The organism is Streptomyces yangpuensis (assembly GCF_001005295.1).
Taxonomy (GTDB): Bacteria; Actinomycetota; Actinomycetes; order Streptomycetales; family Streptomycetaceae; genus Streptomyces; species Streptomyces yangpuensis.
Genome location: NZ_LBMK01000011.1, coordinates 1 through 14,141 on the forward strand (window position 1 = coordinate 1; position 14,141 = coordinate 14,141).

Consider the following 14,141-nt stretch of genomic DNA (forward strand, 5'->3'; position numbering starts at 1 on the left):
CCAGAAACGTCCCGGCTGAGGTCAATAATGCAGACCCGTGCGCCCGCGCGGGTCAGAGCAGTGTTAAGAAGCGCTTCCTCCCGGACGTGAACGCCCGGGGTTCCGCGCTAGATCACGCTGAACTTCGGGCGCTGGAGCGGGTGGAGGCGGCTGGAGGTGCCCGGGTCCTCCTCGAAGGCGACCGGGTCCTCGATCCCGGCCTCGTTCAGGACAAGGTTCGGGCGGGGTTCGATCCCCGGTCGCAGGGTTGAACCATGGTGAGGGTGTCCAGCCTGCCCGTTTCCCGTCGCCCCGTTCGGCCTTACGCCCTCGCGGCCGCCAGACGCCGGTGCCGGCGTGCTCGCCGCCGGCACGGCGTCTGGATCGCACGTCACCTCCGCGCGGTAGCTGGCATCCATCCGGCTGCGGCTCCGGAACCGGCTACGCGTTCTCGGTCAGGAGACCGGCGTCGATGACCTCAGCGATCAGGGTGGCGCCGCGGCTGTTCTGGTGGATGTGGTCGGTCGTGAGCACGAGGTTTCGGCGCCGCGAGATCGTGTCGAGGTTGAAGCGAAGCACGGCGTGTTGGACGAGGACGCCGAGGCTCGCTGCGAGGGTCACCTCCTGGTAGGGAATCAGCGGTGGGTCCGCTTGGCGCAGTTCCTCGATCTGGCGTTCGTGGAGGGGAAGGTAAGTCACGTTGTTGGTGGTGGCGACTTCGGCGATCATCCGGCTGTACCGCTGCGATGCCTGCGCCGCTGCTCCGTCGAGTTGTTGGCCGAGAGCCGGGAGCGACAGCAGACCGATCGTCGCGTCGGTCTCCGCTCGCAGTCGTTCGACGACGGCTCCCAGGCACTGCTGGAACCAGCCGGCTGACGGGCGTTCGGGGAGCTGTTTGCGCTTCATGGCCTTATCGACGCGGTAGCCGGCAAGGCTCGCTCGGGCGTCGTTGGTCCCGATCAACACGGTGATGACGTCGGACGGGTTCGCGATGACGGCGTCGAGGCTCCGCAAGAGGTTGTAGGCGAAGTCGCCGTTGGCGCCGAAGCGAGCAAGTTGCAGATCACCGGGTGGGTGGCGTCGTCGGAGGAGGTCCAGGTAGTCGACGCTGATCAGCGCGCGGGTGAGGCTGTCGCCGAGGCAGGCGATGCGCGTCGTCATGATGCTTCCGGTCCCGGCACGCCGACGCGTTCGGTCGGGTGAGTGCCGGTGCGAGGACGGTGGTCGGTGCCGAGGCCGGCGGTGATGGTCAGGATGGACGTCGGCCCGGTCATGTCGACCGCGTGCCATACCCCGGCCGGGTTGATGGTGGCCTCGCCGGGCCCGAGCAGAATGCGGTCGGGCACTCCGTCGAGGTCGCGGGTGACCGTCACCGACCCCCTGAGGCAGACGACCAGTTCGTCGCCGGCGGGGTGGCTCTCCCAATGGTCGCCGGGGCCGTCGCCGTCGAAGATCATCACCATCCGGCCCTCGGCGCCGTCTGCCGCAACCGCGGCGCTGTAGGCCTGGAGCGCCTCCGGGGCCCAGGCGAAGCCCTCGACGGGTTTCGCTGTCGATCCCAGTCCGAGGTGCACGGGGGTGGTCCGCAGGTCGATGGTGTTGTGTTCGTTGACGAGTCTCATGCCGACGATCGTCACACCGCAGCGACCGAGTGGTCTTGAAGGAATGGGAACACAAGCCGACGCGACGGGCGGTCGGCGACTACCCGGTCCCGAGGAGGACCTCGCTGTGACGCCAGGCCGTCGGCGTTCGGCCCGTGAACTCGCTCCAGTCCCGCACGAGGTGGGCCTGGTCGGCGTAGCCGGAGATGGTCGCCACCTCGGCCCATGGGAGCGGGTCCCGCGCCGTCGCCAGGTGATGCGCGTGCTCGAAGCGGAGAACGCGGGCGAAGGCTTTGGGCGACAGGCCCAGCTCGCCACGGAACCGTTCGGTGAGGTGCCGGCGGCTCCAGCCCAGTTCCTCGGCGACTGCACCGACCTGGACGCAGCCCCGTGCGACGACGAGTCGGCGCCAGGCCTCGGCCACCTCGGGGCGCATCCGGCGCACATGGTCGCTGCCGGCGCCCTGGCCAACAGCTCGCAGCAGCAACTCGTCCAGTACGGTGAACCGCGCCGCCCATGTCGATGCCGCTCGGAGCCGGTCGGCCAGTTCGACGCCAAGCGCTCCGAGAAGCTCGTCCAGTGGGACCAGTCGGTGGGCGAGCACGGCGGCGGGCATGCCGTAGATGGCCCGAGCCCCGAGCGGTGTCAGCGCCACCTTCACACCTTGCTGGCGTCCGTCGTGGTGGATCGCGACGGACCGGCCCATCAGACCGCCGGCCACACTGCCGAATCGGGTGACTGGTGACCCGTCGCCAACGCCCGCCGCAACCTCCAAAGGGTCTGACAGGCTGATCACCGCAGTGAGAAAGCGACTCGGCGTGCCGCAGTGCACTCCCGCCGCGAGCCCGCGGAGGTCGAAGCCGACATACGAGTCGACGTACCGCCGCAAGGCGGGCGCCGGACGTGCACCGATCCCGGTGGCCATGCGGCCTTCCTCCCTACTCGGAGTGCGAGCCGGAGAGCCCCGGCAAGATCATCAACTGCACCGCCGTGCCGCTTGCCAGTCCGGTCCGCGTCCACCACGCACGGCACGTCCTCGGCCAGCCCCAGCACGCCACGCGAAGGAGCCGGCGCGGACCCGGGAACCTGGTCCAGCCTTGGGAAACACCTCAGGTACGAACCGCGGGTACGCGGTGCGGTCGATCGACGTCACTGACACCCCGAAGAAACACGACGCGACAAAGACCTGAGCAGCCTAACCACCGTGAACCAGCTGCCCGACATTGCCCCGACCAGCAATTGCGCGGCTTCACGGCCCCTTCCGGAGTATTCGGGTTGCTACCCATGTACGGCATACCAGGCAGCCTGACATCAGCTCCCCACCAGCGCTCGCGATGTCCGAGCACCTCGGCCACCTGATATGCCCGCGTCACCCCGATGCGGGCGTTCAGTCCACGCCTTCGTCGTCCTCGTCCAGCTCGGGCGCGTCCGGGTCGCGCAGTGGGCGCAGGGCGTCGGCGGCCGGGGTCGAGGCGGTGAAGCTGTAGCGGCCGAGCAGGTTCAGGTTGCGGTGCTTGAGCGGGGAGAGCCGAGTGACGTCCTCCTCGCGGACCTTCGGCCTGGAGCTGGGCGACGACGGCGTCGATGCATACGTCGCGGGCCAGCTTGTGACGGGACTCCTGCACGGTGAGCTGCCGGTTCGTCTGACGGCGGTAGGTGTCATCGACCGGGTCGACCACGCGCAGCAGGTGCTCGGTCCTGGCGATGCGCCCGTACTCGGCGAACGCCGCCCCCAGCGGGGTCGGGCGGCCGTCGCGGCCGAACATGCGCAGCAGGTCGTAGGCGCGGACCTGATTGGTCACCAAGGACCCGGCTACCTTCAGCATGTCCCGGCCAGTGCGACGGAACCTGGGGCTGAAGTTGTAGCCGAGGATCTTGAACAGGCCGAACACCATGTCGGAGTAGGAGGCGTTGTCGGTCGAACCACCATCTCCGGCTTCACGCCGCCGTCGAGGTTCAGCAACGCCTCCAGGATGTGCAGGGAGTCGCACGGGGTGCCGGGGACGACCATCTGCCCGATGCCCGCGACCTGGTCGTTGACTGCGTTGAGCCAGGTGACGCCGCGCTTGAACCCGAGGTACTTCGGCGACGGCGCCGCGCTCACGGTCCGCACGGGAACGACGAACCGCAGCCCGTCTCCACCGAGGCGAGCAGGCCGTCACCCCAGAACTTCACGATGGGCACCTCGGCCTGGGCGGCGATCAGCGCGGCGTTCGCCGCGGCGATCCAGCTTCGTACCGACCAGCGACGCTCCAAGGTGGTCCCCAGCTCCTGGGTCCGCACGGTCAACAAAGTGATTGCCGAGGGCGTCTCCTCGGTGCGGGATCGCCCGGCCCACCACTGGCGTCGCCTGCTGCGCGAGCGCGGCATCGACCTGTCCGCCTCTCAGGTCCACCGCCTGGTCTCCGGCACCCCGGAACGCCTGTCGTTGCAGGTCATGGCCGCGCTCTGCGACATCCTCTCCTGCACCCCGGCTGACCTGGTGGCCACCACCGCCGATAGAAAGCGCAGCGAAAGGGGCAGGCCATCCCGGGGCGGGTTCGGCTCCTGCCCCAGGGCCGTCGGAACGGGTGGGTCAGCCCTGGCGGAGGCCGGCCAGTTCGGCGTCGATGGCGCCGCTCATCAGCTCCCGCGCATGGCCGATCCTGATGCCGCCGCTGAGCCAGCGCATGCTGAGCCCTTCGAGCAGCGCGGTGAGCCGTTCCGCGGCGGCGGCCAGCGACGAGGCGGGGGCCATCGGGTGGACCTGGCCGAGCAGCGCGGCGACCTCCTGGACCCAGACCAGGGTGGCCCTGGCCAGGTCCTCGCGCAGCACCTCGTCGAAGACGGCGCTCGCCCGCAGTTCGCCCCAGGCCGAGCTGTTCTCCCGTACCTCCACGGTGTCCTGGAGCTCCAGGAGCAGGGTCTCCTCCAGCTCCTCCCGGGGGGAGAGCGGCGGGGCGTCCGGGTCGCGGTCCGTGGTGTAGCGCTCGGCCCGGTCGTTGATGAACTCCAGGGTCTGGCGCAGGACCCCCGTGCGGTCCTTGAAGTGGTAGTAGATCAGGGCGGTGGACACGCCCGCCTCGGCCGCGAGTTCCTCCACGCGCAGCCCGCGGACCCCGCGCCGGGCGATCACCCGGGCGGCCGCTTCCAGGATCTGAGTGCTGCGAGACGCCATGGACCGCACCTTACCGGGGCGTTCGGGTGCGGGCATACGCGGCCCGGCGCGGGGCCTGCGGGCCGGTGCGGGCGCGGCGGTCATCAGAGGGCGGGCGGCACGGCCGGGTGGGTGGGACTGGGTGGCGCAGTGGATGCCGCCGCCCCCGGCGGCGACGTTGTCGATGGCGATCTGGACCACCTGCCGGTCGGGGTAGGCGGCCTGGAGGATCGCGTACGCCAGGCCGTCGGCGTGGCCGTCGCCGAACTCCGGTGCGACGACCGCGCCGTTCACGGCGGCAGGGCCGCCGCCCCGAACCGGAGCAGTCGGCGGCGGGTGGTGCGGGACGTGTCCATGGGTCCTCCTGAGGGGAAGAGGCGGAATGGCTCGGCATCCTTGCGTTGACTGAAAATTCAGTCAAGAGGTGGAGGGGAGGAGGGGCGGGTCGTTCAGGTGCGGCGGTACTGGTCCGCCACGATCGTGACGGAGCCGTCGGCGCCCGCTTCCACCAGGCGCACGATCGCGATCTCGCCGCGGTCCGGACTGCGCACGCAGAACGGCCGCGCCTTGGCGAGAACACCGAAGGGCAGGGTGGCGGCCGGCCGTGTCTCGATGCCGGGGCGTCCTGCGCGTGGCCGGGCCCGGCCGCCTCCGCGAGGGTCGGCGCGTGCACCCCGGCGGCGGCCCGGACGGGGGCCGCCCTCGCGGCATGGACATGGAGCGGCGCGGACGGCCCGGCGCCGGGCCGGTCCCCGACCTCGTCCCGGACCCGGACGGGCAGCCAGCCGTCGTTGAACTCCGGCCGGGGGCCCACCTCAGGGTGCGCGTGCACGGACGCGATCAGCTCGACGGTCGCGGGGCGGTCCTCCGGGCGCTTGGCCAGGCACCAAGAGATCAGGTCGTGCAGGTCGGGGGGTACGCGGGTGAGGCCGGGGCACTCGTGGACCACCCGGTACAGCGCCCCGGACTCGGGGCCGTTCCCGAAGGGCGGCACGCCGCCCGCCACGTACCCGGCGAGCGCGCCGAGCGCGAAGACGTCGGTGGCCGGTGTCACCCGGTGCCCCAGCGCCTGCTCTGGGGCCATGAAGGCGGCGGTGCCGATCCGCAGCCCCGTGCCGGTGAGCGCGGCCGCGTCGGCCGCCCTCGCGATGCCGAAGTCGATCACGCGCGGCCCGTCCCCGGCCACCAGCACGTTGGCCGGCTTGAGGTCGCGGTGGACCACGCCCGCCCGGTGGATGGCCTGGAGCGCCTCGGCGATGCCCGCGACGAGCAGCAGGACGGTGCGCGCGGGCAGCGGCCCGTGCCGTCGTACCACCTCATGCAGGGACGGGCCGGGCACGTAGGCGGTGGCCAGCCAGGGGGTGCGGTCGTCGACACCGGAGTCGACGACCTGGGCCGTGAACAGGCCGTGGATCCGGCGGGCGCTGGCCACCTCCTGGGCGAACCGCTCCCGGAACTCGGGATCCGCGGCGAACTCCCTGCGGACGGCCTTCAGCGCGATGGGGCGGCCGCCCGGCGTGTACGCCAGGTAGACCACCCCCATGCCGCCGGCGCCGAGGCGGGCGTGGAGGCGGTATCCGCCGATCTCGTACGGGTCGTCGGCGGCCGGCGCCGCAGGGGTGGGGGCGGGTGCAGGTGCGGCGGCAGGCTGCGCTCCGGGATGGCGCTCGGACATGCGGTAGCTCTTTCAACGATGCGGCAATGATCTGGCCGCATCGTGCTGCTAACTAAAGTTTCAGTCAATGTGTGACAATGCGAGACGCACCCGGCCAGGAGGGATCACGCAGTGACCGACCGAAGAACAGAAATCCTCATCGGCGCCGCGCGGGTCATCGCACGTCAGGGCGTCCGGGGGTTGCGGATGGCGGACCTGGCGGCCGAGGCCGGCGTGTCCACCGCCCTGATCTACTACCACTTCGAGGACCGGGCCGGCATCCTGCGGCACGCGCTGGCGTTCATCGGCGACCGGGCCGGCCGCTACACCGCCACGACCCGGCACACCGGCCCGGGGGCCCCGCCGCCGGGTCCGCGGCAGTTGCTGGATCGGACCCTGCTGCTGGAGTTCCAGGACCTGCCCGAAGTTCGCGAGAACAGTACGGCCTGGGGCGAGCTGCGTGCCCACTCGGTCTTCGACCCGGAGCTGCGCGAGGAACTCGCCGCCGCGGGTGCGGCCTGGGCGGCGGAGATCGCGGGCCACCTCGCCGAGCTCTGCCCGGCCGCCCCGCCCGGCGCCGTCACCGCGGCCGCGGAGCGGCTGACGGCTCTGCTGGAGGGGCTCAGCGTCCGCTGGCTCAGCGGCCTCCTCCCCCTGCGACACGCTCGCGACCTGGTGCGCGAGGCCATCGGAGTGGAATTGGGCCGACTGGGTTCCCCTGCTCCTCGAATTGACTGAATTTCCAGTCAGTGCCACAGTGGCGACACGAGGCCGCATCACTTCTCCCTGCAGAGCGGCCGTTCGCGGTGCGGAGCGCGCACCCTTGTCCGTAGGGCCCGGTCTGTCGGCCTATGTGATACCTCGCGCCCGCCCTGGCCGGATGTACCCCCGCCAGCCCACGATCGGAGTTCCCCGTGCCCTTCCTTCCCCCCACCCGCCGGACCGTCCTGCGCACCCTCGCCGGAATCGGCGCGGCCGTCGCCGGCGCCTCGGCCTGCGGCCCGTCCGCCGCCGGAGTGCAGCCGGAGGCCACGAAGGGGTCTGCCCCCGCGGCCGACGGGCGCCGCCTCGGTGCCGAGTGGGAGAGCCACACCCGTACCTTCATGTCCTGGCCGGCCCTGGCCGCCGGAGTGTGGGAGGAGGACCTGGGCCACGTGCGCGAGGACATCGCACGGATCGCCCGGGCGGTCGGGCAGTACGAGGCCGTCGTCATGATGGCGCGGCCCGACCAGGTGGCGGCGGCCCAGCGGGCCTGCGGCAACGACGTCGAGGTCATCCCGCTCGCGGTGGACGACCTGTGGGCGCGTGACACCGTCCCCGTCTTCGTCGAGGAGGGCGGCAAGGTCCTCGGCGTCGACTTCAACTTCAACGGCTGGGGCAACAAGCAGGAGCACAAGAACGACGGGGCGGTCGCCCGTACCCTGCTCCAGAAGTACGGGATCCCCCGGATCCAGGCCCCGCTGGTCTCCGAGGGCGGCTCCTTCGAGACGGACGGCGAGGGCACCCTGCTGGTCACCGAGAGCTCGATCGTCAACGACAACCGCAACCGGGGCAAGAACCGGGACGTGATCGAGGCGGAGCTGGGGCAGACCCTGGGCGTCCAGAAGGTCGTCTGGCTGGCCGGTGTACGCGGCGAGGACATCACCGACGCCCATGTGGACAGCCTCGTCCGGTTCGCCGCCCCCGGTGTCGTGCTGCTGGACCGCGCCCACCCCAGCACCCCGGCCGACTCGTGGTCCCGCTCCGCCGACCAGGCGAAGTCCGTCCTGTCGAAGGCGACGGACGCCCGCGGGCGGCGTTTCGAGGTCATCGACCTGCCGCAGCCCGACCTGAACAGGATCACGGGCGAGGGCGACGACTTCGTGTCGACCTACGCCAACTTCTACATCGCCAACGATGCGGTCTTCATGCCGAAGTTCGGCGACCGCAAGGCCGACGACCGGGCCCGCGGCATCCTCCAGGAGCACTTCCCCGAGCGGGACATCGTGCCGGTCGCCATCGACACGATCGCCTCGGGCGGCGGCGGCATCCACTGCTCGACCCACGACCAGCCGGGCAAGCCCGCCGCCTGAGCGGATCCCCCGCCCGGCCGTTACGGTGGCGGTATGGAACAGCGGATCAGCCTGGTCACCCTGGGGGTCGCGGACCTCGCCCGCGCCAAGCGCTTCTACACGGCGCTCGGCTGGCGCGGCACCGAGGTCGAGGAGACGGTCTTCCACCAGGCGGGCGGCCTGGCCCTGGTCCTCTGGGACCGCGGGAAACTGGCCGCGGACTGCGGTCTTCCCGACGCGCCGCCGGCCGGCTTCGGCGGTATCGCCCTCGCCCACAACGTACGCGCCGACGCCGAGGTGGACACCGTCCTCGACGCGGCAGCGGCGGCCGGCGGAACCGTCACCCGGCCGGCCGCCGTCAACGCGATCGGCTTCTACTCGGGCGTCTTCACCGACCCCGACGGCCACGCCTGGGAGATCGCCCACAACCCCGGCTTCACCCTGACCGAGGACGGCTCCCTCGTCCTGCCCGACTTCGGGGGTTAGGCCCTCTCTTCCGGCAGAAGAGCGGAACGGGCAGGGAATCACCTACGTGCCCCGGGACGGCAACACCGGCCCCGGGGCACGTTCTTGTGCGGGCGGGGAGCTCTCCGGCCTCGGCCGGGACAGGTCACCACCCCTGGCGCCAGGCCGAGTTGGCACGATTGCCCGACTCGTCCCTGTGTTGACCCTGCGGGCTTCCTTAAGGGAACTTGAAGAACGCCTCCAGGGGGATCTTTTCGCTGGTCACCGGCCTAGGCTCGGGCGGAGTCCCCTCCTCCCCTTCTCTTGCGAGGTGTTACCGGCATGAGCCGCAGCCGAACTCCCCAAACGCAGACCCGCGTCGAGGCCCGACGGAAGAAGACGATGCGCACGCGCGTCGTGCTGTCCGTCACCACGGCCGCCGCGGTGGTGGCGGTGGGGGTCGCGGTGGCCGACTCCGGCGATGACACGCGTACCGACCGGCGTACCGACGCCGCCGGAACGTCCTCCGGGACGGCGACTCCCACCCCCGACGCCGCCTCGCCCACCACCGACGCCGCGGCCACCGCGAGCGCCAGTGCGTCCCCGACGCCCGACGCCTCCGCCTCCGCCTCGGCGTCCGCCACCCCCACGGACCCCGCGACGGCGCAGGACGCCGAGACCAAGTCGGAGCCTTCCCCGGCCACGAAGCCCACGCGCAAGCCCGCCACCACCACGGGCGGCGGCTCCGGCGGCACGGGCGGGGGCGGCGGGAGCACCGGCGGGGGCGGCAGCACGGGCGGGGGCGGCGGCACCGTCAACACCAACGCCGAGTCCGCCGTGCTCGCCCTGGTCAACAAGGAGCGGGCGGCCGCCGGGTGCGGCGCTCTGACCTCCAACGCCAAGCTGAGCGCCGCCGCACGCGGGTACAGCGACACCATGGCCCGTGCCGGTGTCATGTCGCACACCGGGCCGGACGGGTCCACCATGACCAGCCGGGTGGAGGCCGCCGGCTACAAGTGGTCCAACCTGGGCGAGAACATAGCCCGCGGGCAGGCCGACGCGGACGCCGTCATGAAGGCGTGGATGAACAGCTCCGGCCACCGGGCCAACATCCTCAACTGCGCCTTCAAGGAGATCGGCATCGGCGTCCACAAGGGCGACGGCGGCCCGTGGTGGACGCAGAACTTCGGCGCCCCGAGGTAACCACCTACCGCACAAGGGACTTACCGGGCGAACGCCCCTGCTCCCCCCTGAACCACCCCCCACAGCCACGTCCTCCCACCCGCACCCGGGTGGGAGGACGTCGGCGTTCGCCCGCGACCCCACACACCGGTCCGGGCTATTTCGGGGGGAGCCGGTGACAGACCGGCCGGCGCGTCGGACACTATGGGGCCGTGCCCCGAACTCCGCGCTACCTGCTCATATGGCTGTCCTGCACGGCCGCCAGCGTGACCGCCGTGCTCGCGACGGTCCAGTTCGTGGTCGGCACGACCCGGCATACACCGCCGGTCGCACGGTCCGCCCCGACGGTCATCGACACGCCTCCCGCCTGGCAGGCGGGCAGCCCGCCCGCGGACACGCCGTCCCCGACCGCGTCGTCCAGCCCCTCGCCCACGGCCTCGCAGAGCCCCTCCCCCACGACGGCCGCCCCCACCCCCGTCAAGGCCACGTCCAGCGCGCCCAGGACCGCTGCCCCGAGGAAGGTCGACTGCGAGGAGGGCGGGGCGGGCCTGTACACCGTTCCCGCACAGGGCGGAAAGGTCACGGTGCGCTACGGGAGCCGGGGTGTGTGCCTGATCTCCGCGGTCCCCAGCCGCGGCTTCAGGACCACCACGTCGCAGACCTCGGACAGCACCCTCACGGTCACGTTCACCAGCGCCGACCACCGGTCCGTCATCACCGCGACGATCGATCCGAGCGCGAAGGCCAGCGTGCGCGAATCCTCCTTCTGAGGGCCCGGCCTGCCGTCGCGGGCGTTCTGTCCCGCTCGGCCCTTCCAGGGGTGTCCAGCCCCTTTCGCGGTGATCGCCACCTTGTGTGCGCCCGTGGGCCGGGGCCCGGCGAAGCGGAAGGTGAGCTCTTCCTTAGGGCAAGCTCAAGATCGCCCCCGACAGGGTCCCACGGGCCCCGCGCGGTCCTATGCTCGCGTCAGCCGAGCGGCCGTCGGCTCCGGGGTGTGACACCCGGGAGCAGCGGCGGGCCGCCGTCTTCACCGAGCCGGGGGGCTACCCGCCCGTCCCGCAGTCCGAACCGTGCCCTGGGGTGTCTCCGCCATGAGTTCTCGCATGCTCCGACCCGTCCGCGCCGACCGCCGTACGACGTCGCCCCGCCCCGCCGCGCCCCTGGGAAGGCGGCTGCCGCTGGTCGCCGCGGCCGTCGTCGCGGCGGGCCTGACCGCGGCCTGCGGACCGTCCTCGGAGCCCGCCGGCTCCGCCGCCGCGGCCACCGCCGGCCAGTCCGCGCAGGCCCTCTCCGGGTCGCAGTCCGCGACGCCCACCGCCGAGACGTCCCCGACGGCGTCGGCCTCGCCGTCCGCGTCCGCCTCGGCCTCCGCCTCCGCCTCGGCGACCGCCTCGCGTACGCCGTCCGGTTCCGCCTCGTCCGGCGGCGGCTCCGCCAAGCCGGCCCGTACGTCCGCCGCCCCCGCGCCGGCCAAGGTCCCCGGCCCCGGCTACGACAGCTCCGCCGACGCGCAGAAGCAGATCGACGCGGCACTGCGCGCGGCCAAGGCGGACGGGCGGATGGTCCTGCTCGACTTCGGCGCGAACTGGTGCGGCAACTGCAAGGCCGCCGACAAGGTGTTCGCGCAGTCGCAGACCGCCGGTATCCTCGGTGCCTCGTACCACATGGTCAAGGTGGACATCGGCGGGAACAGCTCCGCCAACTCCGCGCTCCTGCGCAAGTACAGCCCCTCGGGCGGCACCTACAAGATGCCCGTCCTGGTCGTGGTCTCGCCGTCGGGCACGGTGCGCACCGACACCCACGTCACGGGCAACCCGTCGCTGACCGCGGACGGCATCAACGCCTTCCTGCGCCAGTGGGCGTCATGAGAAGACCGGTACGGGCGTCCGTCCTCGTCCCGGCCGCCACCGGCCTGGCGGTGGCGGCCGTCCTGGCCGCCGCCGGCCTGTGGACGGACGACGGCGCCGCCGCGGGGACCAGGGCCGGGCGGCCGGACGCGATCGCCGCGGCGGCCGGGGCGAAGGTCATGGACCCCGGCGCCCGGCGGGAGGCGCCGGCCCTGGCCGGCGCCGACCTGGACGGGAAGCAGGTCGCGCTCGGCGACTTCAGGGGCCAGGTCGTCGTCCTGAACGCGTGGGGCTCCTGGTGCGGCCCCTGCCGTGCGGAGGCGGACGGCCTGGAGCGGCTCAGCCGGCAGACCCGGGCCGACGGGGTCCGCTTCCTCGGGATCAACACCCGGGACCGGGACCGGGCCGCGGCACGGTCCTTCGTACGGGCCCACGACATGACCTTCCCCAGCCTCCACGACCCGGACGGCGAGCTCCTGCTCCGCTTCCCTCCCGCCCTGGTCAACCCGCAGGCGATCCCCTCGACCCTCGTCATCGACCGCCGCGGACGCGTCGCCGCCGCCATCGGGGGCGCCGTCACCGACGAGCAGCTGCGGCCCCTGCTCGCACGGGTCCTGGAGGAGGAGTCGTGACGGCCGCCGCGCAGTGGACGCTCGCCGTCACGGACACCTCCTCCCTCGTGAACGGAACCCTCGCGATCGCGGCGCCCGTGGCGTTCGTGGCGGGACTCGTCTCCTTCCTCTCGCCGTGCGTGCTGCCCCTCGTACCGGGCTACCTGAGCTACGTGACCAGCCTGTCGGTCGCCGACCTGGCGGAGGCGAGCGGCGGGCGCCGCAGCCGGATGGCGACCGGCGCGCTGCTGTTCGTCCTGGGCTTCACCGCGGTCCTCGTCTCCGGCGGCGCCCTGTTCGGCTACTTCGGCCGGAGCCTGCTGGCCCACCAGGAGGTGATCACCCAGGTGCTCGGTGTCCTCACCGTGCTCATGGGGCTGTCCTTCATGGGGTTCCTGCCGGGCTTCACCCAGCGGGAGCTGCGCAGCCACCGGCGTCCCGCCCTGGGCCTCGCCGGAGCCCCCGCCCTCGGGGCGGTGTTCGCGGTCGGCTGGACCCCGTGCATCGGGCCGACGCTGGCCGCCGTGCAGGCGCTGGCCTGGACCGAGGCGAGCGCGGGCCGTGGCGCCCTGCTGATGGCCGCGTACTGTCTGGGGCTGGGGCTGCCCTTCGTCCTGGCCGCGCTGGCCTTCCGCCGGGCGCTGGGCGCCTTCGGGCTGGTCAAGCGCCACTACCCGTGGGTCCTGCGGATCGGCGGGGGGATGCTCGTACTCGTCGGTCTGCTGCTGGCCACCGGCGTGTGGAACGACATGGTCTACAGCCTGCAGTTGTGGAGCGCGAACTTCACCGCCGTCTTCTAGCCGGGCCGTTCACCCCATTCGCTCCGTTCGCCCCGAGAACCAAGACCGATCCGACCCGATCGCGTGACGAGCGCAAGTGCGCGCACGCGACACGCACCACAGAGGCACAGATGAACGTTTCCACGCAGGTGAGGCGCTCCCGCAAGGTCCGCGTCGCGGCCGCCCTCCTCTCCCTGGCCGCGCTGTCGGCGTGCGGCGGACAGCCCGCCGCGGACTCCGCCGGCTCCGCGCCCACGACGCGCTTCTCCGAGAACGGCGTCACCGTCACCCTGACGGTGACCGACTGGAAGGCCTCGGGGGGCACCCTCACCGCGGTCTTCACCCCCGAGGCGAAGGGCTTCCACCTCTACAGCACCGAGCTGCCCGCCACCGGCATCGAGGGGGTCGGCCGGCCGACCACCGTGGCGGTCACCGGGGCGCTCAAGGCCCGGGGCGGTCTGAAGGCGGCCGCGGAGGTGAAGTCGATCAGCGTGCCCGGTGTCGACGCCCAGGTCCCCGTCTACCCCGACGGCCCGGTCACCACGACGCTGCCCGTCCGCGCCGACGGGAACGGGGACGCGACGGTACTGGTCGGCTACGCGAGCTGCAGCACGCGGGACGGCTGCACCATCCCGGTGTCCGACCGCCCGGTGCGGCTGCGCATCACCGGCGACGGGCCGACGTTCGAAGCTTCCTGACGGCGGACCGGGCAGGCGCGCCGACCCGGCGACTGCCCGGTTCGGGAGGGTTCGTATGATCCAGGAGGTTCGCGGCCGCCCCCACCCCGGGCCGCCGCACCCCCGGGCCACAGCCCCCCGGCCCCGCCGACCGCCGACCCGCCGGTTGCACGGGCCGCC

The 14,141-nt window shown here is 72.4% G+C and carries 14 protein-coding genes and 4 pseudogenes; 11 read left to right on the forward strand and 7 right to left on the reverse strand.

The window, feature by feature from the left end; all coding sequences use genetic code 11:
* Positions 1-251 (forward strand): hypothetical protein (locus AAT21_RS39515; RefSeq protein WP_235439307.1); only part of this gene is annotated, 251 nt, incomplete at its 5' end.
* A 169-nt stretch (positions 252-420) separates the two neighbouring features.
* On the opposite strand, the gene AAT21_RS32860 is transcribed toward AAT21_RS39515, so the two are convergent.
* From AAT21_RS32860 to AAT21_RS39520, 4 genes and pseudogenes are all read right to left on the reverse strand, one after another.
* The gene (locus AAT21_RS32860) at positions 421-1,140 is read right to left on the reverse strand and encodes an SGNH/GDSL hydrolase family protein (RefSeq protein WP_046780645.1); all 720 of its coding nucleotides are present in this window, start codon (positions 1,138-1,140) and stop codon (positions 421-423) included.
* Positions 1,137-1,601 carry a cupin domain-containing protein gene (locus AAT21_RS32865; protein WP_046780646.1) on the reverse strand — a complete coding sequence of 155 codons (465 nt, stop codon included), beginning with the start codon at positions 1,599-1,601 and terminating at the stop codon, positions 1,137-1,139. The genes AAT21_RS32860 and AAT21_RS32865 overlap by 4 nt, the downstream gene beginning before the upstream one ends.
* 79 nt (positions 1,602-1,680) lie before the next feature.
* Positions 1,681-2,505 (reverse strand): AraC family transcriptional regulator, encoded by an 825-nt coding sequence (locus tag AAT21_RS32870; RefSeq protein WP_046780647.1) that lies wholly within the window; start codon positions 2,503-2,505, stop codon positions 1,681-1,683.
* Between the two features lie 462 nt (positions 2,506-2,967).
* A pseudogene (locus tag AAT21_RS39520) lies at positions 2,968-3,803 on the reverse strand (Tn3 family transposase); the annotation flags it as partial.
* On the opposite strand from AAT21_RS39520, the pseudogene AAT21_RS40120 reads away from it, so the two are divergent.
* Positions 3,757-4,020 (forward strand): annotated as a pseudogene (locus AAT21_RS40120) (helix-turn-helix domain-containing protein); the annotation flags it as partial. The pseudogenes AAT21_RS39520 and AAT21_RS40120 overlap by 47 nt on opposite strands.
* A gap of 135 nt (positions 4,021-4,155) precedes the next feature.
* Here the strand turns inward: AAT21_RS40120 and AAT21_RS32885 are convergent.
* The 3 genes and pseudogenes from AAT21_RS32885 to AAT21_RS36345 all read right to left on the reverse strand — a co-directional run.
* A complete protein-coding gene (locus AAT21_RS32885; protein ID WP_200904500.1) occupies positions 4,156-4,737 on the reverse strand; it encodes a TetR/AcrR family transcriptional regulator in 582 nt (193 codons plus the stop codon).
* Positions 4,738-4,857: 120 nt separating this feature from the next.
* Positions 4,858-5,010: pseudogene (locus tag AAT21_RS39530) on the reverse strand (agmatine deiminase family protein); the annotation flags it as partial.
* A 601-nt stretch (positions 5,011-5,611) separates the two neighbouring features.
* A pseudogene (locus AAT21_RS36345) lies at positions 5,612-6,391 on the reverse strand (serine/threonine-protein kinase); the annotation flags it as partial.
* Positions 6,392-6,502: 111 nt separating this feature from the next.
* Between AAT21_RS36345 and AAT21_RS32895 the strand changes: the two are divergent.
* From AAT21_RS32895 to AAT21_RS32940, 9 genes are all read left to right on the forward strand, one after another.
* Positions 6,503-7,108, forward strand: coding sequence for a TetR/AcrR family transcriptional regulator (locus AAT21_RS32895; RefSeq protein ID WP_046780651.1), 606 nt, complete (start codon positions 6,503-6,505; stop codon positions 7,106-7,108).
* Positions 7,109-7,284: 176 nt separating this feature from the next.
* Positions 7,285-8,442, forward strand: coding sequence for an agmatine deiminase family protein (locus AAT21_RS32900; protein WP_046780652.1), 1,158 nt, complete (start codon positions 7,285-7,287; stop codon positions 8,440-8,442).
* A gap of 33 nt (positions 8,443-8,475) precedes the next feature.
* The gene (locus AAT21_RS32905; RefSeq protein WP_046780653.1) at positions 8,476-8,907 is read left to right on the forward strand and encodes a VOC family protein; all 432 of its coding nucleotides are present in this window, start codon (positions 8,476-8,478) and stop codon (positions 8,905-8,907) included.
* A gap of 300 nt (positions 8,908-9,207) precedes the next feature.
* Positions 9,208-10,068, forward strand: a complete 861-nt coding sequence (locus AAT21_RS32910; RefSeq protein WP_046780654.1) for a CAP domain-containing protein — start codon at positions 9,208-9,210, stop codon at positions 10,066-10,068.
* 191 nt (positions 10,069-10,259) lie between these two features.
* On the forward strand, positions 10,260-10,817 hold the full coding sequence (locus AAT21_RS39535; protein WP_235439308.1) for a hypothetical protein: 558 nt from the start codon (positions 10,260-10,262) through the stop codon (positions 10,815-10,817).
* 333 nt (positions 10,818-11,150) lie between these two features.
* Positions 11,151-11,915 (forward strand): thioredoxin family protein, encoded by a 765-nt coding sequence (locus tag AAT21_RS34805; protein WP_052758087.1) that lies wholly within the window; start codon positions 11,151-11,153, stop codon positions 11,913-11,915.
* Positions 11,912-12,526 carry a TlpA family protein disulfide reductase gene (locus AAT21_RS32930; RefSeq protein WP_046780789.1) on the forward strand — a complete coding sequence of 205 codons (615 nt, stop codon included), beginning with the start codon at positions 11,912-11,914 and terminating at the stop codon, positions 12,524-12,526. The genes AAT21_RS34805 and AAT21_RS32930 overlap by 4 nt, the downstream gene beginning before the upstream one ends.
* Entirely contained in the window at positions 12,523-13,305 is a 783-nt protein-coding gene (locus tag AAT21_RS32935; RefSeq protein WP_046780655.1) for a cytochrome c biogenesis CcdA family protein, read from the forward strand. Before AAT21_RS32930 ends, AAT21_RS32935 begins: the two co-directional genes overlap by 4 nt.
* A 110-nt stretch (positions 13,306-13,415) precedes the next feature.
* A complete protein-coding gene (locus tag AAT21_RS32940) occupies positions 13,416-13,982 on the forward strand; it encodes a hypothetical protein (protein ID WP_046780656.1) in 567 nt (188 codons plus the stop codon).
* The last annotated feature ends 159 nt before the right edge of the window (positions 13,983-14,141 follow it).

Bases quoted from the DNA above. Each gene is read 5' to 3' on its own strand.
- AAT21_RS32930 (WP_046780789.1), top strand. From the start codon at position 11,912: ATGAGAAGACCGGTACGGGCGTCCGTCCTCGTCCCGGCCGCCACCGGC.
- AAT21_RS34805 (WP_052758087.1), top strand. From the start codon at position 11,151: ATGCTCCGACCCGTCCGCGCCGACCGCCGTACGACGTCGCCCCGCCCC.
- AAT21_RS32910 (WP_046780654.1), top strand. From the start codon at position 9,208: ATGAGCCGCAGCCGAACTCCCCAAACGCAGACCCGCGTCGAGGCCCGA.
- AAT21_RS32885 (WP_200904500.1), bottom strand. From the start codon at position 4,737: ATGGCGTCTCGCAGCACTCAGATCCTGGAAGCGGCCGCCCGGGTGATC.
- AAT21_RS32940 (WP_046780656.1), top strand. From the start codon at position 13,416: ATGAACGTTTCCACGCAGGTGAGGCGCTCCCGCAAGGTCCGCGTCGCG.
- AAT21_RS32860 (WP_046780645.1), bottom strand. From the start codon at position 1,140: ATGACGACGCGCATCGCCTGCCTCGGCGACAGCCTCACCCGCGCGCTG.
- AAT21_RS32865 (WP_046780646.1), bottom strand. From the start codon at position 1,601: ATGAGACTCGTCAACGAACACAACACCATCGACCTGCGGACCACCCCC.
- AAT21_RS32870 (WP_046780647.1), bottom strand. From the start codon at position 2,505: ATGGCCACCGGGATCGGTGCACGTCCGGCGCCCGCCTTGCGGCGGTAC.
- AAT21_RS32905 (WP_046780653.1), top strand. From the start codon at position 8,476: ATGGAACAGCGGATCAGCCTGGTCACCCTGGGGGTCGCGGACCTCGCC.